This is a genomic window from Paenibacillus durus ATCC 35681, from assembly GCF_000993825.1.
Classification (GTDB): Bacteria; Bacillota; Bacilli; order Paenibacillales; family Paenibacillaceae; genus Paenibacillus_AQ; species Paenibacillus_AQ durus_B.
Genome location: NZ_CP011114.1, coordinates 3,267,574 through 3,288,413 on the forward strand (window position 1 = coordinate 3,267,574; position 20,840 = coordinate 3,288,413).

General features: G+C 57.2%; 17 protein-coding genes. 1 reads left to right on the forward strand and 16 read right to left on the reverse strand.

Annotated features, from left to right (window positions below; translation table 11 throughout):
• Positions 1-224 precede the first annotated feature (224 nt).
• Positions 225-569, forward strand: coding sequence for a hypothetical protein (locus tag VK70_RS27910; RefSeq protein WP_144415242.1), 345 nt, complete (start codon positions 225-227; stop codon positions 567-569).
• Here the strand turns inward: VK70_RS27910 and VK70_RS15130 are convergent.
• From VK70_RS15130 to VK70_RS15205, 16 genes are all read right to left on the reverse strand, one after another.
• Positions 534-962 (reverse strand): cytidine deaminase, encoded by a 429-nt coding sequence (locus tag VK70_RS15130; protein WP_025694434.1) that lies wholly within the window; start codon positions 960-962, stop codon positions 534-536. The two genes, VK70_RS27910 and VK70_RS15130, sit on opposite strands and share 36 nt — an antisense overlap.
• Before the next feature lie 143 nt (positions 963-1,105).
• Positions 1,106-1,501, reverse strand: a complete 396-nt coding sequence (locus VK70_RS15135; protein ID WP_025694435.1) for a diacylglycerol kinase — start codon at positions 1,499-1,501, stop codon at positions 1,106-1,108.
• Complete coding sequence (gene ybeY / locus VK70_RS15140) at positions 1,501-1,995, reverse strand: rRNA maturation RNase YbeY (protein ID WP_025694436.1); 495 nt, start codon at positions 1,993-1,995, stop codon at positions 1,501-1,503. The genes VK70_RS15135 and ybeY overlap by 1 nt, the downstream gene beginning before the upstream one ends.
• A 1-nt stretch (position 1,996) precedes the next feature.
• Positions 1,997-4,255 carry an HD family phosphohydrolase gene (locus VK70_RS15145; protein WP_025694437.1) on the reverse strand — a complete coding sequence of 753 codons (2,259 nt, stop codon included), beginning with the start codon at positions 4,253-4,255 and terminating at the stop codon, positions 1,997-1,999.
• 14 nt (positions 4,256-4,269) lie between these two features.
• Positions 4,270-5,241, reverse strand: a complete 972-nt coding sequence (locus tag VK70_RS15150) for a PhoH family protein (protein ID WP_025694438.1) — start codon at positions 5,239-5,241, stop codon at positions 4,270-4,272.
• A 6-nt stretch (positions 5,242-5,247) separates the two neighbouring features.
• A complete protein-coding gene (yqfD, locus tag VK70_RS15155) occupies positions 5,248-6,438 on the reverse strand; it encodes a sporulation protein YqfD (protein ID WP_046723454.1) in 1,191 nt (396 codons plus the stop codon).
• A complete protein-coding gene (yqfC, locus tag VK70_RS15160) occupies positions 6,435-6,728 on the reverse strand; it encodes a sporulation protein YqfC (protein ID WP_025694708.1) in 294 nt (97 codons plus the stop codon). Before yqfC ends, yqfD begins: the two co-directional genes overlap by 4 nt.
• 210 nt (positions 6,729-6,938) lie before the next feature.
• Positions 6,939-7,553, reverse strand: a complete 615-nt coding sequence (locus VK70_RS15165) for a hypothetical protein (protein WP_046723456.1) — start codon at positions 7,551-7,553, stop codon at positions 6,939-6,941.
• A 31-nt stretch (positions 7,554-7,584) separates the two neighbouring features.
• On the reverse strand, positions 7,585-8,580 hold the full coding sequence (gene floA / locus VK70_RS15170; RefSeq protein ID WP_162151023.1) for a flotillin-like protein FloA: 996 nt from the start codon (positions 8,578-8,580) through the stop codon (positions 7,585-7,587).
• 63 nt (positions 8,581-8,643) lie between these two features.
• Entirely contained in the window at positions 8,644-10,014 is a 1,371-nt protein-coding gene (locus VK70_RS15175; protein ID WP_025697845.1) for an NfeD family protein, read from the reverse strand.
• Positions 10,015-10,202: 188 nt separating this feature from the next.
• Positions 10,203-10,646: a GatB/YqeY domain-containing protein gene (locus VK70_RS15180; protein WP_025697847.1), complete on the reverse strand. Its 444-nt coding sequence runs from the start codon at positions 10,644-10,646 to the stop codon at positions 10,203-10,205.
• Between the two features lie 15 nt (positions 10,647-10,661).
• Positions 10,662-10,835 (reverse strand): 30S ribosomal protein S21, encoded by a 174-nt coding sequence (gene rpsU, locus VK70_RS15185; protein ID WP_005547957.1) that lies wholly within the window; start codon positions 10,833-10,835, stop codon positions 10,662-10,664.
• A gap of 140 nt (positions 10,836-10,975) precedes the next feature.
• On the reverse strand, positions 10,976-11,335 hold the full coding sequence (locus VK70_RS15190; protein WP_025697850.1) for a histidine triad nucleotide-binding protein: 360 nt from the start codon (positions 11,333-11,335) through the stop codon (positions 10,976-10,978).
• Positions 11,336-11,782: 447 nt separating this feature from the next.
• On the reverse strand, positions 11,783-15,268 hold the full coding sequence (locus VK70_RS15195) for an AAA family ATPase (protein WP_046723464.1): 3,486 nt from the start codon (positions 15,266-15,268) through the stop codon (positions 11,783-11,785).
• On the reverse strand, positions 15,265-16,446 hold the full coding sequence (locus tag VK70_RS15200) for an exonuclease SbcCD subunit D (protein WP_025695828.1): 1,182 nt from the start codon (positions 16,444-16,446) through the stop codon (positions 15,265-15,267). Before VK70_RS15200 ends, VK70_RS15195 begins: the two co-directional genes overlap by 4 nt.
• 233 nt (positions 16,447-16,679) lie before the next feature.
• Entirely contained in the window at positions 16,680-20,840 is a 4,161-nt protein-coding gene (locus tag VK70_RS15205) for a UvrD-helicase domain-containing protein (protein WP_046724312.1), read from the reverse strand.

Genomic DNA, 20,840 nt, shown 5'->3' on the forward strand with positions numbered 1-20,840 from the left:
AATTTCGATCCAAACTTTCGATCCCCCTAAATCCAACCTTTCGATCCCCCTAAATCCCCCTTAGCCAAGGGGGACCCCAAGGGCCCCGCCCTCTGGACACCCGGAACTGGGCGTGCCTGCCACGGTTGGAGCGTTAAAAGGGGGGTGCAGCGATGACACGCTTACGTTCCCTGCGGTCACCCGCTTAGGTTGGCGCGGGAAGAGCGGATCGTAGAGTGATGTGCGTGCGTGTGCTAAGAGACTGCGTGCAGACAACCGCTGGCGGCTCGCCGCTTCGCTTACACTTGCGCGAACACGTGCGTGCTTCGGCGGCGGGAGCCCTTCTACTGCGTGCGGACAACCGCTGGCAGCTTCGCCGCTACGCTTACGCTTGCGCGAACACGTGCACCTTCTGCGGCGGGGGCCCTGCTACTGCGTACGGACAACCGCTGGCGGCTTCGCCGCTTCGCTTACGCTTGCGCGAACACGTGCACCTTCTGCGGCGGGGGCCCTGCTACTGCGTGCAGACAACCGCTGGCGGCTCGCCGCTTCGCTTACGCACTTACGCTGGGGGCCTGTCCCTGCTTTAATTCATCTGGGCCGAAAGCGCCGGGAAGCAGCTCGCGTACGGTTGTTTCGCGAATGTCCCCTTTTATATTGCCCAGGATGATTTTCATGTCGGGATCGCATAACTCAACGATGACTTGCCGGCATGCGCCGCAAGGCGTAATCGGCAGGTCGGTATCGCCTACAACGGCAAGCGCTTTAAAGCTGCCTCGTTTATGGCCCTGGGCCATAGCGCTGAAGAGAGCGGTGCGCTCGGCGCAATTGGTTACACTGTAAGCGGCGTTCTCGATATTGCAGCCATGATGAACCTGACCGTCCTGATCCAGCAGAGCGGCTCCTACGCCGAAGCGGGAGTATGGGATATATGCTTTGGAGCGGGCTTTGATCGCCTCTTGCAGCAGCGTATTGGAATCCATAATTGGGTCCTCCTGTAAGTTCATCTTTGGTATATTATCCGGGAATATGCTCGCTAATACGGTTAAAAAAGCGGAACAAAGACAAAGATGGCGGAACCGCCCAACGGCTTATCCGCCTTTTCCATCTATAAGTTGTATTCCGATTATGACATAAGTGCTGTAATCCAGTCTATCACCGGATGATAAAAAACATAGATGCCTGCAATGACGGCAAACACGGCCGCCAGAAACACAGCTCCGGCAGCGGTATCCTTCGCCGCTTTAGCCAGGGGGTGAACTTCCGGCGACACAAGGTCGACGACCGACTCAATCGCCGTATTGATCAGCTCGGCTGCCAGCACGAGCGTGATCGCGAGCAGAAGCAGCATCCAATCTCCAGGCGGTACACGCAGCAGTGTGGCGAACAGCAGTACGACGACGGCAAAGCAGGTATGCACCTTCATGTTCATTTCGGTCCGGAAGGCCTGTCTAAGCCCCTGGGCCGCATACCAGAACGACTTCCAGAAACGTTTGGGGCCTACCGCCGTATTTTTGGGCATCAGCGGGTCAACCCTACCTGCGACAGCACCTGCTCCTGCTTGCCCATCATTTCCGCCTCGGAAGCCTCATCCTGATGATCGTATCCGAGCAGATGCAGAAATCCGTGCACGAACAAAAATCCCAGCTCCCGCTCCAGCGAATGTCCATAATCGTTTGCCTGCTCCTTGGCCCGGGTAACGGATATAATAATATCGCCAAGCATGTCGGGAAGCTCCTCCGCTTCATCCTCGCTAACTTCATAGACGATTTCGAGTTCATCCTCGGCGGATTCGTTCAGCGCGAAGGACAGCACATCGGTGGGCCGGTCGATGCCGCGATACTCCTTATTAAGCTCATGAATCCGCTCATTGTCGACAAAGGTCAGATCCACCTCGCCGGTGTCGATCCCTTCCAGCTTACCCGCTTTTTCCAGGATGCTTTCTAGCAGCGAGATCAGCCGATCGTCGATTTCCATTTCTTCTTGCTCATTACTCCAAACCAGCTGCAGGCTCATGCTATTCAACGGCCCCTTCCTCTTTTTTCGGCTTTTTCGCTTCCTCCGGATATTCAATTCGCGAGTGGAAAATGCCCATCACTGTTTCTTTCAGCGTCCGGGCGACAATGTCCAGCTCTTTCAGCGTCAGATCGCATTCATCGAATTGATGATCGTCCAGCCGGCTCTTGATGATCTTCTCGATCATCGTCTCCACCTGGTTTACTGTGGGGCTGCGAAGGGAACGAACGGCCGCCTCCACGCTGTCGGCAATACCGATTACCGCAGACTCTTTGGACTGGGCCTTCGGACCGGGGTAACGGAAATCATCTTCGGTGAAATCGGGCTCTACCCCTTTTTCCTCCGCCAGCCGCAGCGCTTTATGATAAAAATAATGCAAAAAAGTCGTTCCATGATGCTGCTCCGCGATATCTCTGATCGGCTTGGGAAGCTTGTACTCCTTCAGCATTTCCACCCCGTCGCGCGCATGCGCGATAATAATCGACTTGCTCAGCTTGGGATCGATGGAATCATGCGGATTCTCCATATTGTTCTGATTCTCGATAAAATAGAACGGGCGCTTCGTCTTGCCGATATCATGATAATACGAGCCGACCCGGCAGAGCAGGCCGTCCGCTCCGATCGCCTCTGCCGCCGCCTCCGACAAGTTGCCGACCATTACGCTGTGATGATAAGTCCCCGGCGTTTCCGTCAGCAGTTTCCGCAGCAGCGGATGGTTCGGATTGGACAGCTCGACCAGCTTGAGCGCAGACAGAATACCGAATGTCGACTCAAAAAAAGGCATAAGGCCGATAACCAGCACAACGGTCACCAATCCGCCGGCAAAAGCGAAACCGATGGCATACAGCGTATGAATCTGCTGCCATGCGCCGTTCCCCAGCAGGTTCGTCATAAAGACGGTCAGCGAGCCGAATAGACAGACCATGATGCCGCCTTTCAGCAGCGTCGTGCGCTGTCCCGCCCGATGGGTGGCAAATAAGGCTACATACGAAACGACCAGCGTAAAGAAACCATAGTTGAAATCAAAAATCGTATTCTGCTGCACATTCAGAATAACGCTTGCCAATAGGGCGAACAAAATGGAGCAGAAATAGGCAAGCATCATATCGAGCAGCAGCGCGACCAGCAGCGCCCCGATGGCGACCGGCGCCAAAAAGCCTATAAATGGCCGCATATCGCTCTGCAGAAAGGCAGTCAGCCGCAAGGATATAATCGTGATTAGAAAGACGAGCACCAGCATCAGAAGCTGTGAATTATTGTACTTAAATCCAGAAGAGCCGGATGGGCCGGACAGCCGGATAAACATCAGCAGACCGATTGAAAAAAACGCCGCAAGGATGAGCAGTCCAAGCTGAGGCCAATAATCGACATTGCTGCGCAGCAGCCCGTTCTCATCTAGCAGCTGATACAATTCAGGCGTAATGGGCTCGCCTTTCTTGACAAGCACCTCGCCCTGCTCGATATAGACGGGCGGCGTATTTTCCCGGGCCTGCACTTCCGCTTCTTTGGTGGCGTCCTCATCATAGAATTTATTGGCCGTGATCGCCAGACGGGCGAGCTCCTGCACCACCTCGCGTGCCGTTCGCTGAGAGAGCGAACTGATGCTAACCTGCTCCGCCACCTTGGCGCGCGCAGCGTCGGCATCGGCAATCTGGTCATTCATCAGCCTGCTGACAATATCCCTCGCCACGGGCTTCATCTCGATGATGTCCTGCGAGGTCAGCCGCGGTATTTTGATAAACGTTTCTTCCGGTATGGAATAGACCTGCTCCTTAATCTTCGACTGCATTTCATTCAAAAGATTATCCGAATAGGTTCCGCTGCTCCGGCTGGACGCAACAAAACTCAATATGAAATCATTGGCCCGCTGCGGAATCTCCTCCCGGTAAATGGAGGTCTTGTCGCTTTGGGAAATGGTGTCGTCCTGATTGAGACGGTCGATCCGGTCCAGCAGAGAGGTTACGAGATTCTCCGCCCGGATCGGAATAATCTGATATTTCTTCGGCACATTCTCAGCCGCTTGTTCCTGTGCCTTCAACGTTGCCTTAGTGTCTTTAATCTGCTTAGGCGCCGTTATCTCCTTGGCGCTGAGCGTGTTTTCCTTGATGTCGTACCGTTTAGGCAGCAGGTCCGGCGCCAGACTGAAATAAATTAGGATACCGAGAAGCAGAAATAGAGCATAGCGAGTCGCTCTGCTATACTTCCATCCGCTCACATTGTATGTGAATCCGCTGAATTTGGACGGTTGCTTTGAAGCCATGGTGACAGTCCCCTTTATTCAAGGTTTTCGGCTGAGCGATCATAGGCAACGATGATTTTCTGCACCAGGGAATGCCGAACTACATCCTGCTCCGCAAAATAGACAAACCCGATCTCCTCAATCGAGGATAAGACCGTATTGGCCTCAATAAGACCCGATTTCTTTCCCCGAGGCAGATCGATTTGGGTTACGTCGCCCGTAATAACCATCTTCGAGCCAAAGCCGAGCCGGGTCAGGAACATCTTCATCTGCTCCGGCGTCGTATTTTGCGCCTCATCGAGAATAATAAACGAATCGTCAAGCGTGCGCCCGCGCATGTAAGCCAGAGGCGCAATTTCGATCAACCCGCGCTCCAGAGCTTTGGCAACCTGATCAGGTCCCATTACGTCGTATAGAGCGTCATACAGCGGCCGGAGATACGGGTCTACCTTCTCCTGCAAATCTCCAGGCAAAAAGCCCAGGCTCTCGCCGGCTTCCACCGCCGGACGGGTCAGAATAATGCGTTTGACCGATCCTTCCTTCAAAGCGGCAACAGCAAGCACAACGGCAAGATACGTCTTTCCGGTTCCCGCCGGACCGATGCCGAATACGATATCCCGTTTCTTGATTGTCGTTACATAATGCTTCTGTCCAATCGTCTTGACCCGGATCGGTTTGCCGCGGAAGGTCGTGGTAATTTCGCCTTTGAACAGATCCAGCAGCTGATCGGCGCGAAAATCCTTCGCCAGCTCCACTGCATATTGCACGTCTCGCTCGCTTAGAATATAACCGCTTCGAACAAGGGAGAGCAGCGACTGGAACAGCTGTGCCAGCATGTCCACTTCCCTTTCGCCGCCATGTACCGTAAGTTCCGCCTCACGCGAGTCGATACGGGCGGGGATTTCTCTCTCAATCAGCTTTAAAAAGCTGTCCTGCGGGCCGAAAAGCGCCAGCGCTTCTCCCGCATTTTGTAAAGATATCTGTATGTTTGCAGTCTTATCTGACAAATAGCCTCATTCTCCTTGGTTGTATACTATCGGAAGCTCCTCCGTAATTCTCTCTTCCACTTCAAAAAGCACTTTCATATAAACTTTACCATTCTCTTTCTTCTCATGCAAAATTTTTTGGCTTTTGATGACGCTATCGCTGCCATAGCGGGCCGCAATATCAGCCTCCGCCAGAGTCAGACCCGCCTGCTTCGCTACCTCCGGCGTCAGCGTTTCCCGAGTCTCCTTGACTTCCATTTCTTTCTCTGTCATCCAGCCGATCGGCAGCCGGATATTACGCCAGGTCAGCGGATCAAGCTCGGTCAGCGTGCGCGACTCTTCAAAAGGCGATTTGCCGTAACCCCATAGCTGAACCGCCCATTTGCCAAGAACAAAATAGCTTTTATCCTTCCGCTCCCCGGTATAAGCGGTATTCTTTTTTTGCAGCGGAACCTTTATATCATACTCATGCCACACCAGCCCCTTAACTTCTCCTTTGGCAACAACCGCCTGTCTATTGGCCTCATCGCCTAGAACTCCGGAAATAAGGATTTCGCCCTTTTTCACTCTCGCGTTGCGCTGAACGACGGGCCTGCCCTGCTCGGCGTAGATATCGGTGATAACCGCATCGGTTCGGCTGATGAGATGACGGGGACTGTTAATCGGCTTTTTTTCCGGCAGCGCGGCTTCAACGATTTGAATGTTCACCGCTGTTCCGTTACGCTCAATCCCAACCCAGGATACGCCCGGGAGCCGCGCCGCCAGGTGCTTGGAGAGCTTGTCCGGAGAACCCATACGCCATATCCACTGGAAAGGGTAAATCCCTTCCTGCCGCGCGGCATCCAGCACATCCTCCGAAGCCAGCCGCTTATTCCCCTCCACCCGAACACTCCAGACGAGAGAACACAGCAGCACCAGAATAATGCCGAACAGCACCAGACCTGCGGCAAAAAACTTCCGCTTCCACAACCTGGCCGCCACGAACGGCAGTCCGATCCGTCCCGTAATATGCATTCTGCAGCCTGTCTGCTTCAAAAGTGGCCGGAGAGCATAGAAATCGTCCAGCAGCAGCCGCAGATTTACCCCGCTTCCGGTCGCTTTTACATTCCATATGACAATTCCGGCCTCGGTAACGGCGTTAATCAGCCCTTCCACCCGTTTCCCGGAAATATGCAGCACAACAGTCCCCCGCAGCCATGACAGTGGCGGTTCCTTCATCGCTTCTCCCCGCTTTCCTTATATCTGATTTCCCCGATCACGCCCTCCACCGTCAGTTCCCTTCCCAGAATGGAAGTGATGACAAGGCCTTCTCCGGCAATTTCCAGCGATCCTTTCGAAAGCGCGAGCGTCAGCTGTCCGGGGGAAAAATTCTGCACGCCTCTATGGTTCTCAATGACCATTTCCTTGTTGCCGATAAGGGTGATCCGGGGCAGGTCGCTTAGCAGATCCTGCGGCAAATCCAGCATCCCGTTTGTCCATCCCCGCAGACTGCGGCCAATCCGGGTCATAAGTAGACGCTCCCCCTTCCTTTACTGTACACCTTATGCGGTAAGACGCTTATTTATGAGAGCGGGCGGTTTGAATTCAATGGAAAGGAGTCTGCCAAAAAAGGAAAAACGGGAGACCGCCGCAATAGAAGTTCGCCATTCCTAAAATAGGCTGACGAGCTCTTCATTTTGCGAACGATACACCCGTTAGGATACATCTTCGTTCATTACTTACAAATGGCCGTTACGCCGGGAGCTCATGGGCCTGCGGGCGCGCGGAGGGCCGAGAATTTCCGCCCAGATGAGTCCGCTGCGAAGATCGCTGCCTGCGCTAAGAGAAGGCGATCTCTGCATGGACGGCGCTGACGAACGGGATTTCGGCCCGGCTCCGCCGTCTCCTCCCATATCGTCCGAGATCCGGTCCAGAGCGCGGTGTACACGTTCCAGCTCCAGCCGCATACGTTCCTGCCGGACCTCGACTCCGTCCGCTTCTTCGGGCTGCTCCATCGACATCCCTTCCCCTGACATGTAATCGGGAGTCGGGAACAGAGCAGGCTCTGGAAACGCAGGCGCCATACCCGGTTCACGGCTCTCGTCCATCTGCGGTTCCGGCTGCCGGGAGGATGAAGCGGGAACCGGGAAGCCGCTGTTACGTGGCTCGGCCGCTCTTCCGGAATCCGGATGGCCGGATCTTGGTCGGCGCAGGGGCCCCTCGCCCGGACCGCTGCCAAAGGGCGGCATTCCGCCTCGAGGGGATCTTCTGTTTTTGTTATTATTTTTGTTCGCCTTGTTTACTTGGGACACAATCGCGAAAATAATAACCGCAATGACATAAATCCAGCTCATGGGGTCTCATCTCCCCTACTCGTTGTGTTCATTATTTATTCTTGGAACCGTCGTTATCCTGATCGCCCATCTTGCCGAGCGAACCGCGCATCTGGGTATCGGCTTCGATATTTTTCAGATTCATATAATCCATCACGCCGATTTGACCTCCGCGAAGCGCCTCGGCCATAGCCAGCGGCACCTGGGATTCGGATTCGACGACCAAGGCTTTCATTTCGACGACGCGGGCCTTCATTTCCTGCTCCTGCGCAACGGCCATCGCTCTGCGTTCCTCGGCCTTCGCCTGGGCGATCCGCTTGTCGGCTTCAGCCTGTTCCGTCTGCAGGTAGGCGCCGATGTTCTTGCCTACATCCACATCCGCAATGTCGATCGAGAGAATTTCAAAAGCCGTTCCGGCGTCGAGCCCTTTCTGAAGCACGGTGCGGGAGATCGAGTCCGGATTCTCCAGAACATCCTTATGCGAATTGCTTGAACCTACCGTCGTTACGATACCCTCGCCGACACGGGCGATGATCGTCTCCTCACCGGCGCCGCCGACGAGCCGGTCGATATTGGCGCGAACGGTAACGCGCGCCTTGACCTTGACTTCGATCCCATCGCGGGCAACGGCAGCCACGGTAGGCGTCTCGATTACGCGCGGGTTAACGCTCATCTGTACCGCTTGCAGCACATCGCGTCCGGCCAGATCAATCGCAGCCGCCCGGGTGAATTCCAGCGGAATATCGGCCCGCTGCGCGGCGATCAGCGCATTGACGACACGATCGACATTGCCCCCCGCCAGATAGTGGCTTTCCAGTTGGTTGATGTTAAGACCGAGGCCCGCCTTGGTCGCTTTAATCAAAGGATTAACGATCCGGCTTGGCGTTACACGGCGCAGCCGCATGGCGACCAGTGTAATAATGCTGATTCTAACACCGGACGCCAGAGCGGAAATCCACAGCATAACCGGAAAGAAGCTTAGAAAGATGCTCAGAGCAATGATCACGACCACAGCGATCAGCAGGATGGTTATTAAGGATGCTTCCATTGTTATATCTACCCTTTCTGCCTATAAATATTGAAAATACACTAACACTTCCATGAGTTTACCTTATTCCCGGATTTCCTTCACCACAATTCTGCCGCCTTCCACTTTGACAACGGAAATGGGAGTATTCACACCGATGAATCCGCCTTCCGTGACCACATCAAGACGTTCGTCTGCGATTAGCGCCGTGCCTGCCGGACGAAGCGGTGTGATGCTTACTCCTCTCTGGCCTACGAGATCCAGTTTCTCGGGGGTAGGAATGAAACCCTGCTCCTTGCTCAAGCTTTCGCTGAGAATAAACCGATTCCAGATGCCCCGGTCCCTGAAGGCTACCGCAACAATGATAATGACCACCACGGCGGCAGCAAAAGCAATGCCCAAGCTGAACAGCGCATGCGTAAAGCTGTAGGCGGCTCTAACAACGCCCGCAATCAGACTGATAGAGCCCAGAACCCCCAAAATACCGAAGCTCGGAACGAACAGCTCAAGCACCATCAGAGCGAGGCCAATGATGAACAGTAGCCAAGTCTCCGCACCGGCAAATCCCGCCACATAGTTGCCGAAGAAATACAGGACGAAGGCTAGTGTTCCCAGGATGCCCGGAATCCCGAATCCGGGTACAAGCAGCTCGATGACCACTCCGGCGATCCCAATAAACAGCAGAACGGTCATGACGGCGGGGTGGGTCAGAAAATGCGACAGCTTTTCCGCACCGGTATGCTGCACTCGGAAAATGTCATCGGTTGAATAACCCATCCATGCTGCCGCTTCCTCCGGCGAATCCTTGACAGCGTCGGCGTAGCCCGCTTTCAGCGCCTGATCGCTGGTCAGAGCGATAATCTCTCCCTTGCTCTTATGGACGCCCAGTTCAGGCTTGTCGACGACCATATTGATATCCGTCATTCCGGCCGCGATATCCGGATCGCGTCCATTCAGCGCCGCCGCTCCCGCCATTTTCGACTTCCAGAACGAGACCAGCTTGGCATTATCCACGCTTCGACCGCTCCCGTCCACAAGTGAAGCCGACCCGATCATGCTGCCGGGCTTCATTACGATTTTTTTGGCATTCAGCGCAATATAGCTGCCGGCCGATGCTGCATCACCTTCAATGAAAGCAAGGGTAGGAATTTCGCTCTCCCGGACCATTGCCCCTATTTGTTCCGCGCTGTTCACCAGTCCGCCGGGCGTATCGATTTCCAGCACAATCAGCTTGGCACCGTATTTGCCCGCTTCCTGGAATCCCCGCTTCAGGAAGCTCTCCAGTCCCCGCTCGATCTCCTGATCCACGGGCAGAATAAATACCGGGCCTTGGTTTAATTCGCTGCCAGCAGCCGCTGAGGCTGAAGCGCCGGCGGCCTGGACCGTTACAAGCGGAACGAACAGCAGCAGGAACAGAGCGAAGGCGGCCAGAGCGATTTTTCGCAAACCCGTCACAACATATCCCTCCGATCTACATAAGCTAGTTTCGATCATTTTTCCGGATAATATAAAATACGGATATACAATGTTACTACGGGATTGAAGGGTTATGCGTTTCAAGGACTTTGCGTCCAGCTTGCCGCCAAACCCGAACTTATGCAAAAAAAGAAAAACACCCCTTCTGTAGGGGTGTTCAACTTATGTTATTGCAGAAATTGCAGAACCGCCTGGTTCACGAGTTTACCGTCAGCGCGGCCTTTGACTTTCGGCATCAGCGCGCTCATCACCTTGCCCATATCATTTTTCGAAGAAGCACCGGTTTCCTGGATGGTCTGCTGTACAATTACCTTAATTTCTTCTTCGGAAAGCTGTTCGGGAAGATATTGTGCTATAATCTCGATTTCTGCTTTATTGCTTGCAGCAAGCTCGTCACGACCCGCTTTTTCAAATTCTTGGAGGGCATCTTTGCGCTGTTTGATTTCACGACTAAGGATATCAAGCACTTCGTTGTCGTCTAATGTTCTTTTCAAATCTATTTCAAGATTCTTTATCGTCGAACGAACCATTCGAATCGTGGAGAGTCTGAACTTGTCCTTACTCTTCATCGCCTGCTTCATATCTTCGTTCAATCGTTCGCTAAGATTCATGCTTGGGTAATCCTCCTAAAACTTTCTCTTACGAGCAGCCTCGGACTTTTTCTTGCGCTTAACGCTTGGCTTTTCATAATGCTTGCGTTTCTTCACCTCAGCCAAGACGCCATCTTTAGCGATGGAACGTTTAAAGCGACGAAGTGCAGCATCAATTGTCTCGTTTTTGCGAACTTTCGTTTCAGACACCAGTTTTCCCTCCCTCCGACCAGACCGTCCAAGAGCATAACACGGTTCATCAAATTTCATTATAGGTCAAACCGAAATAGAGTGTCAACCTTAATCCCATTCTTTTTTCGCAAATGAGCGTATATTTCTTGTTCACTCTCTTAAGCGTGGGATGTAGAATTGCCGATCAGCGCGCCCAGCTTCGCTCCCCCAATAAGATGATAATGCAGATGTGGAACCGCCTGACCGCTGTCCGGTCCGCAGTTATTAATCAGACGATACCCGGTTTCCGCAATGCCCAGTTCCTTGGCGATTTGCTGTGCCACACTGTGCATTTCTCCGATCAACGGCAAGTCCTCGGGAGCCACCTCGTTCATCGACGGAATCGGTTTCTTGGGAATAATCAGCACATGCACCGGCGCGGCAGGCGCGATATCGTAAAATGCCAGTATACGTTCATTCTCAAACACCTTGTTGCAGGGAATGCTCCCCTCGATAATTTTGCTAAAAATGGTTTCCATACAGCAGCTTCCTCCTAAAGGATATTTGAAGCACCCTTTCCCGTATGTGGTCTCGGGCGGTCTCTGACGATAATCGTACTATCGGCCCATTGGCAAAACAACCGCAGCCAAGACCGTCGTCGCTTTCCATTTATCATACAGGAATTTGCTCTTTTTCGAAAGCAACGTCTCAGGGTCCTGGAAAAATACGGATCATGGTATGGGAAAATTCCCGATGCTAAAGCTGTATCAGATACAGCGAAAACAAAGTTCCATTCACTTAGCAAAAAGGCAAAAAAAAAGAAACACCCTTCACAGCTGATAAAGCTGATTCGGCGGCGGACGTATGAAAAGGAGTAATTTCCCTGCCATACGTCCGCCGAGGTGTTTCAAATGATGTCGGCTTAGCTGTATTATAACAGGGGGGTGATACTGTCTCTGTGACAGTTATCACAAACCCCATCCATTTTAATTTTTTTCCAAAATGATGCTTGAACCCGCTCCGCCCAGTGAAGCAGGGACCACAACCAGCTTCCGGGCAAGCCTTACCCGGAGCTCCGGGACGTGACTGATAATACCAACCGACAACTGGTCGTTATGCAGCCGTTCAAGCGATGTAATCACGGTATCGAGCAGTTCGGGGTCCAGCGTACCGAAGCCTTCGTCCAGGAAGAAAAATTGCAGCGGATACTGCCCGCGAAGCTGAATCTGCGCAGACAGCGCCAGCGCAAGCGACAGCGAGGTCAGGAACGTCTCTCCCCCCGACAAAGTGGATACCGGCCGCTTGACTCCGCCGTTTCCGTCATCGCGGATGACAAAGCCGCCGCCGGAGTCGACCTCCAGCGCATAGCGCTGTCTGCTCAGGAAGCGCAGACGTTGAGAAGCAGCCTGACATACCTGCATCAATTGCTCCTCCGCGATATATTCAACGAAGGCGTTGCCCCGCAGGCAGGACTGCAGCTTGGACAGCCGGCTTTGCAGGCTCTCATGCCCGGCGCGCAGGCTTTCCAGCTCACTCCAGCGGATATGTCTCTGCCGCAGATCCTCCAGATCACGCTCTCCGCGCGCTTTGGCCTGAAGCGCCGCTTCATCGTCCTCCTTGCTCTGCCGGAGCTCATGCTCACAGTCCCGCCACTCGTCTTCGGTCACCGCGTCGCCGCCGAGCCTCTCTTCGATGTGGCGAAGCTGCGCGCTGACCTCAGCCTCGCCGTCACGGTGCGCCCGCACACGCCTGGAAGCCGCCTCGCGTTCTCCGGCATCCAGCACCGCTTCTTCGGTTTCAGCGGCTGAAGCGAACGATGAAGAAGCAAGGCTTTCTTCCCAGTTCGCAGCCGCAGCGGCGCAGTGCTCGCGGGCGGAATCCGCCGCCTGGCGCGCAATCGCCGCCTCTCTGGCATCCTGCTGCGCCCTGTCCGCTGCAGCGCGGTTACGGCGCTTGCCTTCCTCTGCGGCTGTCTGCAGCTCCTGCAGCCGCCGCTCGCATTCCGCCAGTAGAGAACCGGCGGAATGCCCTTCCGTCCATTGCAGCAGCCGCTGCTCTTTCTCGCGCAGCAGCTCCTCTTTGCCCGCATGCTGCGCCGTCCAACCGGCCAGCTCCTTATCCAGCTCAGCGATCCTGGTCTGCAGCAGCTGAACGGAACCACTCTTCTCGTCCAGAAATTTCACGCTGATGTCCAGCCTGCCCCTGATTTCCTCGGCTTCTTCATCCTTGCGCCGCAGCTCCCGGTAGGCGTGCTCCGCTTCGCCCGGCGCAAGCTGCGGAAACCGCCGCTCCCACTCCTGACGGAGGAACGTAAGCTGCCGCTGCTGTTCCTCCGCCTTGGCGGCCGTTTGCGCCTCCCAGCTTCGCGCGGCTTCGGTGTCGGCAGCTTCCTTGAGCAGACGCTGCTGCGCCTGCCGGTCTTCCTCCTGCCACTGTACCGCCCGGCGCCGCAATTCCCGCGAGCGGCTCTGCAATGCGGCAAGCTGTTCTTCAAGCTCTGCCACGGCAGCTTCTTCGGGCCATGCGGAAGAAGCTGCGTCTTCGGCGGTTAATGACCCTATAACCGCTGCTTGGCCCGAGGCCGCTGCAATTTCGGTTAAGCCGGGGATCGCTTGCCCGATTTCGGCCAGCGAAGCGGCCGCAGCGGCGGGAGTGCCGGAGAGGGAGGCGGATTCGCCGTACACTTGCTCCAGCCAGGCGCGGTCCTGCTCCCGCAGGCTCCGCAGCATGCCCCGCGCCTCAAGCGCACGCGCCGTCAGCATTTTCACGTCCTGAAGCTTCCGCTCCTCCGCCTGATCTTCTTCGCCGCCCTTAAGCGATGCCGGCGCCGGATGATGCTCGCTGCCGCACACGGGGCACGGAGCCCCGTCCCGCAGCTCGCGGGACAGCGCCAGCGACAGCCGGTGCAGCTCCCGCTCCCGGAGCGCGGCTTCCAGCGCCGCGCCTGCCTGCTCCAGCCGCCCGGCGACGGCGGCTGCGGCCTCTTCCGCGGACGCCGCCCGCTCCAGATGCAGGGCGGCGTCCCGCGCGGAGGCCGAGCGCGCTTCGGCCAGCCGCGCAGCTGCCGTCTCGGCCTCCGCGAGACGGCCTTGAACCGCGCCGAGCGCAGCGGCGCGCTCGCGCTTCTCCCGCTCCGCCTGCTCCCGCAGGGACTCGGCGGAGCGCAGCCCTTGCAGGCTCTGCATCGCTTCCTGCAGAGCCTGCCGCTCCTGGGAGCGGACCTCGAGCGGCTGCAGGCTGCGCTGCAGCTCCTGCTGCCGCTTTTGGCCCTTGGCCAAAAGCTCCCGCTCCCGGGCCAGCGTCTCCCGCGAGGCTTCCAGCCCGCGGGAGGTTACATTCCGGCGCTCGGCCAACTCCGCGAGCGTCTGGCGCAGTCCGGCGAGCTCGGCTTCCAGCTCGAGCGCCTGGCGCAGCCGGCCCTCCCGCTCACGCAGGGCCGGCTCTTCCGCAGCAAGCGCCTCCTGCGCTTGCTGCTCGGCCTCGGCGGCGCGGTCGGCCTCCTGCTCGGACACCGCAAGCTGCGCCTCCAGCCGCTCCGCTGACGCGGCGCGGGTGCGCCAGGCCTCTTCCGCGCTGCGCCATGCCTGAAGCGCAGGCGCAATCTTGGCGGCTTCGTCGCTCTTAAGCAGCCGCAGCTCCAACGAGGCAATTTGCGCCTCCTGCGCCCGGAACTCCAGGAGTTTCATCTCCCGGCGGGATCGCTCCTCCTGCAGCTCACGGATTTTGCCGAAACGCTCGGCCTGCCGAGTCGCCGCCTCCAAGCGCTCGCGGCACTTCGCAGCATGGCGTACAGCCTCTGCAAGACGCTCCTCCGCCGCTTGCACATCCTCCGCTCTGGCGCTGCCCAGCCCCTGCTGTTCGGCCTCCAGCGCGCGCAGCGCCGCCTCATTCTCTTTAACCCGGCGGCTGAGCTTCAGCGCCAGTTGGTCCCCGTACTGTTCCAAGTGGAACAGACGCTGCAGCATCTGTCTGCGGTCCACGCCGCGAAGGGACAGAAATTCAGCGAACTTGCCCTGAGGCAGAACGACCGCCCGGGTAAAATCGTCCATTTTAAGCCCAATCTTGTCCTCGACGCAGCGCGTCACCTCCGCAAGCTTGTCAGCCAGCACGGTTTCTCCATCCGGTCCTATCTCAATGAAACGGCTCACCGTATTGCTGACAGACTGCTCGCCCGTCCGTTTGAATCTCCGCTCCACCCGGTAGCGGCGCGGCCCGTGGGATGTGCTCAGCTCGAAGGTGAACGCCACGGCAAGAGTATCCTCGGAATGGTTCATGATCCCCTGCGTCCCGTTCACGGCACGTTCCACCTTGCCGTACATCGCCAGGGTAATGGCATCGAGCAGGCTCGATTTTCCGCTGCCCGTTGGTCCGAAAATGCCAAACAGCCCCGTCTCGCATAAGCTGAGGAAATCGATCTCCTGACTTTCGCGGTAGCTCTGCAGCCCGCTCACCTTTAACAGTATCGGCTTCATTGGGTCTCCTCCGCTTCCTGTCCGTCGCGATCTTCCTCCGCCAGCTCCAAAAACAGCTCCACAAGGCTGTCTTCCGGCTCCGCTCCTCCGGTCTGCCGCTGGTAGAACCTTCTGAACAGCTCCTGTACCGGCATCCGGGAGCGGAGGGACGCTTCCAATTCCTGCTCCATCTCCGGGTAGACCGGGCGGATATGTACAATGCCATCCCGTGCTTTACGCAGCCGCTGGATGTCTCCCATTGACAGCGCTTCGCTCAGGCGGATTTTCAGATCAATGAACGCGTTGGCGTCTCTGCCCTCGTCAAGCCACTTGTACACTTCATCCAGCCCCCCCGTGCAGTCCCACTCCACCAGGGGACGGCCACAGCGCAGCAGAATTTCTTCTGGCTTCGCCTCCGCTCCCGGCGAAAGTCCCAGCATCGTCACGGACTTGGCCTGGCCCGCCTCCGAAAAGCTGTACGCCAGCGGAGAACCGCTGTAGCGGATGACCCCTTCTCCCTTGACCTTCTGCGGACGGTGAAGATGGCCAAGCGCCGTATACTGCGCACCGCATGCCAGCGCCGAAGGATCGACCGTATACGCCCCGCCAACCTGGATCGGGCGCTCGGAGTCGCTCTCCACGCCGCCCAGCACATAAATATGGCTCATCGCCAAATTGACCGTACCTGTCGTGAATTCCCGGGACAACAGCTTCATCAGGCGGCCTACGCGCGCGCTGTAAGCGAGCCGCAGACCGGCTTCGTCGCTGTCTTCGGCCAGCAGTTCGCCAAGACGGGCTTCAGAAGGGTACGGAAGAGCCGCAATACGCGCGGTTTCCCCGGTCCGGGCGATCTGGACCGTCACCGGATCGGCTGCGGGCAGACCGACCAGGGTAATGCCGTGTCCGAAGACAAGCGGGGATACGGAGGATACGCGCTCTGGCTGGTCATGATTGCCTGCGATAACGACCAGATGCCTTCCGCCCGACGCAAGTCTTGAGGCCGCTTCATAGAATAACTGCTCAGCTGCAGCCGGAGGATTGACGGAGTCATAGACGTCGCCCGCCATCATAATAAGGTCAGCACGTTCCTCCTCGGCAATGGCGACCAGTTCGTCAACGAACGCCTCCTGCTCCTTCTGCCTGCTTCTTCCTTCCAGCGTACGGCCCAAATGCCAGTCGCCCGTATGCAAAATCCGCATCTTCCGCCTCTTTCCCGCCCCTACCCGGGCGAATGTAAATATCACAACACCATATTTTGATTTTGCAAATCATCATTAAAAAGCCGATCTCCCCCAGCCGCCGGGCCTTATTAATCGTCCACTCGGTCAGAGTGAAAGGACCGTCAACGATCATGGAGAGTTTAATTGGGATAAGTCCGCCGCATGACCGGCGCAAGTCTGGATGTCACACAAATTGACGGCAGCACAAATGCTTATACGCGGACAGCGTGACCGCCGTCAAAGAAATACAGCCACGCCTCAGCAACCTCTTCGCCTAAAATATCGCCAAGCGCCTGCGAGTACAGGCTAAGCTGGTAACGGTATTTCTCCTTCAGGGCTTCCAGCCCGCCCCGATGCTCCAGAACCGCATCACTCTTGTAATCCAGCAGGATCAACCGCCCTTCCTCCCGGAAAAGACAGTCGATCACCCCTTGGATAAGAACGGAGGAAACCGCGCCACTCTGCCCAGACAGCTCCGCAGACGCTCTGCCCAGAGCCTCTAGGCTATGGTAAGCTTCAGATGCGGGCACTAAATAGCTGAAAGGCATTTCCCTTCTCTTCCATGGCGAAGCCAGCAGCCTGCGGCCGAGCGGATGCTCATAAAAAGCCGCCGCTTTCTCCGGCTCGATCGCCGCCGCCTGCTCTTCCGTCAAAATACGGAGCTGCTGCAGTCTTTCCAGCGTCTCTTTCACTTCCTCAAGCCCGGCCTCTCCGTCCAGCGGGATATGCTGCATGAGGGTATGATACACCGTACCGCGTTCCGCCGGCGTAATGCCGCGCTGCTCCATGAACTTCGGACGCCGCAAATGCAGGCTGTCGGCAGCGGCGGCGCTGCGCTCCTTCGCCAAGGGGAACCCCTCTTCCAGAAGATCGTACGAGGGCCGTTCCTGCAAAGACAGAAGGGACTTAAGCTCCGTAACGGAGGTTTTGGCCGGAATGCCGGCAGCCGCCTCATAAGGATAACGCCATGACAGGCGCTCGGCCGCCGAATCGTCTGTCCCGGAGTAAGCCGTAACCGACATCCCCCGGCTCAGTTCGTGAAGCGTCTTAATTCTCGTTTCTTCCCCGTCCTCTCCATCATCCTTGACTGAATGAAGGCCTGTCTCAAGCTCCAAGGATGGCAGAACGCTTACGCTCCAGTTGGACAGATCGCCGCGCAGGGTAACCGGTGCCGCTCCTTCCTTACCGGCTATTTTCCGCAAAATCGCCGCGCCGGGGTGGCGGATCAATGCCGGTCCTATCCAATCCAGATAGCTGCGCCCCCGGGCAAGCAGATGATCGGGAAGCAGCGTCTCATCTCCGCCGCTGGACGACATCCAGCTCGCCGCTTTGCCCTCCAGATCGCGAACGGTGCCGACAAGAATCATCTTGTCGCGGGGGCGTGTCAGCCCCACATACAGCACCCGCATTTCCTCCGCCAGCAGTTCCAGCCGCGAACGCCGTCCAATGGCGAGGTAGGGCAGCGTCGGATAACTGACCCGAGTCTCACGCTCCAGAAAGCGCGGGCCGAAGCCGAGCTCCTTGTGCATTAGAAACGGAGCGTACAGATCCTGACGGTTGAAGCCTTTGGACATTCCAGCCAGAAAAACGACCGGAAACTCAAGCCCCTTGCTCTTATGAATAGTCATGATCCGGATGCCTTCGCCCTGCTCGCCGCTGCCCCCGGCCGCTCCCAAATCGCCGCCGTTCTCGCGAAGCCGGGATATAAACACCAGGAAGCGGAATAGACCGCGGGCCGAGGTATCGTTCTCGAATTGAACCGCCCGGTCGTACAATGCTTTAAGATTGCTCTGCCGCTGGGCGCCTCCCGGCAGCCCGCCGACCCAATCCAAGTATCCGCTCTCCCCGTATATACGCCAGATCAATCCGCTCACGTCACCTTGGCGCGCCTCGTCTCTCCAGCGCTTGAGCTGCACCAAAAACCGGTTCAGCTTATCCCGGAGCCTTCCGGAAATCGCCGGTGTAGCGTACACCGTTTCACCGGACACCGCGATTCCGGCGTTTGCCGACTCACCGGCTGCGGCTGACTCCGCCGCATTTTCGGCACCGCCCCGGAGTTCGTATGCTCCGCCGCTTTCATATCCGCTGACGCTTCCGGAGCCAGCTTTATCCGAGTCTGCCTCAGCGCCTGAGATTCTGGCCTCATCACCGGCGCTTCCAGCGCTACCCGATGCCATTCCTTCCGAGGCAGCCGCAATAACCGCATCATAGAACGAGCCTTCGCTGCAAAGGCGTACCTTCGCCATTTCTTCCTCGGTCAATCCGACGACAGGCGAGCGCAGTGTTCCGGCCAGCGGAATATCCTGCTGCGGGTTGTCCACGACTTTCAGCAGAGAAAGGATAACCTCGACTTCGGTCGCCTGAAAATAGCCCCTGTTCTGGTCCCCGTAAGCCGGAATGCCCTCCAGCCGAAGCTCTTCCAGCATCAGCGGAGCCCACAGGCTCGCGGACCGCAGCAAAATCACGATGTCGCCGTATGCAACCGGGCGCATGGCCCGAAGGCCCTTGTCATAGATCTGCAGCGGCTCGCCGCCGTTCATGCCTGTCATCCGGGCGATCCGCCGGGCGATGGCCCGGGCCTCAAGCTGCGCGGTCTCGCTTTCGATCAATTCGCTTTCCACCGGCCCCGCTTCACTGTCTTCGGCTCTTTCTTCCGGCGTTCCTTTGGAGCTTCCCTTGTCGATCAGCAGCAGCTCGGGAGCAAAATACGTATCCGGCCCCTTGTCCGCAGCAAAGGGGAAATTTGCGCCGTATACAAGTTCCGCCCGCTCGTCATAGGCGATTTCAGCTACCGTCTCGTTCATGATCTGGCGAAACAGCATATTGACGGCGTTCACAACCTCCATCCGGCTGCGGAAATTGCGCGCCAAATCGATGACGATTCCTTGCGGCCTTCCGGTTTCAGTCACGTTCGTCTCAATGCCGCCGGATTCGTTCGTTTCAGGGCCGTTCTGGCCGCGTCCGTCTGCGGAACGGCTGCTGCCGTAGCTGCGGTACTTGTCCAGAAACAATCCCGGCTCCGCGAGGCGAAAGCGGTAGATGCTCTGCTTCATATCGCCGACCATGAACCGATTGCCCGGCTCTTCCCTCGATATCAGCCGCACAATCTCTTCCTGAACGCTGTTCGTATCCTGATATTCGTCAAGCAGCACCTCGTCGAACTGCGCCCGGTATTCCAGCGCGGCGTCCGAAGGCATAGAATTCCCTATTGTAGAATCGGGGTGGCGCAGAATGTCCAGGCAGTAATGCTCCAGATCACTGAAATCGACCAGCCCTTTGCTCGCTTTCTCCGCCAGGTAGCGCTCACCGAACTGAATCACCGTTTCCGCCAATTCCTTCATCAGCGGAGCCGCTTCGTGAAGCTCGCGAAGAAAGACGTCCGCCGGGCGCCCGAACAGCGAGTTCTGAAGCTCGCCGACCAGGCTCTTCACTTCATCGCGCAAGCCTTTTACAGCCTCCTGAAGAGCGGGATCGGTCGCATCCTTCTTGCAGGGCTTCAGCTTGCCAAAGGAGACGCCGCGGAACAAGTCGTACAGCTCAGCCCAGGGCTTCTCTTCCACAGCCCGCAGCAGCCCTTCAACCATATCCAGGTCCGCTGTGAGGTTATCGGCGTAAGGCGCAGGGCCGCCGGGCTGAAGGGCAATCTGCCGTCCTCGCTCCAGTTGGCTGGCGGCTGCGGCCAGTGCCAGCCTTGCCTCATCGAGTATGCTGCGAACCCAGGACGTGCCCGACAGGGTTTCGGTATCCGGCAACGAGAAGCCCGCCGCCGTCTCCCTCAGCCACTCCTTAGGCCAGGGATGACTGCGCGCAAAATCATGCAGACGCTGAACGAGCGCATGCACGGCGTCATCGGTACGTTCTCCGCTGAACCAGTCGGCGAGCTGTACGAACACGCCGTCCTCGCCGGCTTCTTCATATTTTTCCTCGAACAGTTCCTCTAGGATTTCCTGGCGCATGATCTCCGCTTCATGTTCATTCAGAATGCGGAAGCCGGGATCAAGCGGGATCAACTGATAGTAACGGCGTATAACCTCAAGACAGAAGGAGTGCAGCGTCGTGATGGAGGCTTTGCCGAGCAGCGCCAGCTGGCGCCGCAAATGGGCGTTGTCCGGATCACTTTCAAGCTCGCGGTCCAGCGCCTCGCGGATGCGCTGCCGCATTTCGGATGCGGCCGCTTTTGTGAATGTCGCCACCAGCAGGCGGTCCACGCTGAAGCCGCTGCCCTCGTCGCTGATTTTACGGATGATCCGCTCGACGAGCACCGCGGTTTTGCCGGAGCCGGCAGCCGCCGCCACAAGAATGTCGTCCCCGCTCTCCGCGATGGCTCGCCATTGATCGTCGCTCCATATGCTTCCTTCCGGTTTGGCCGGCAT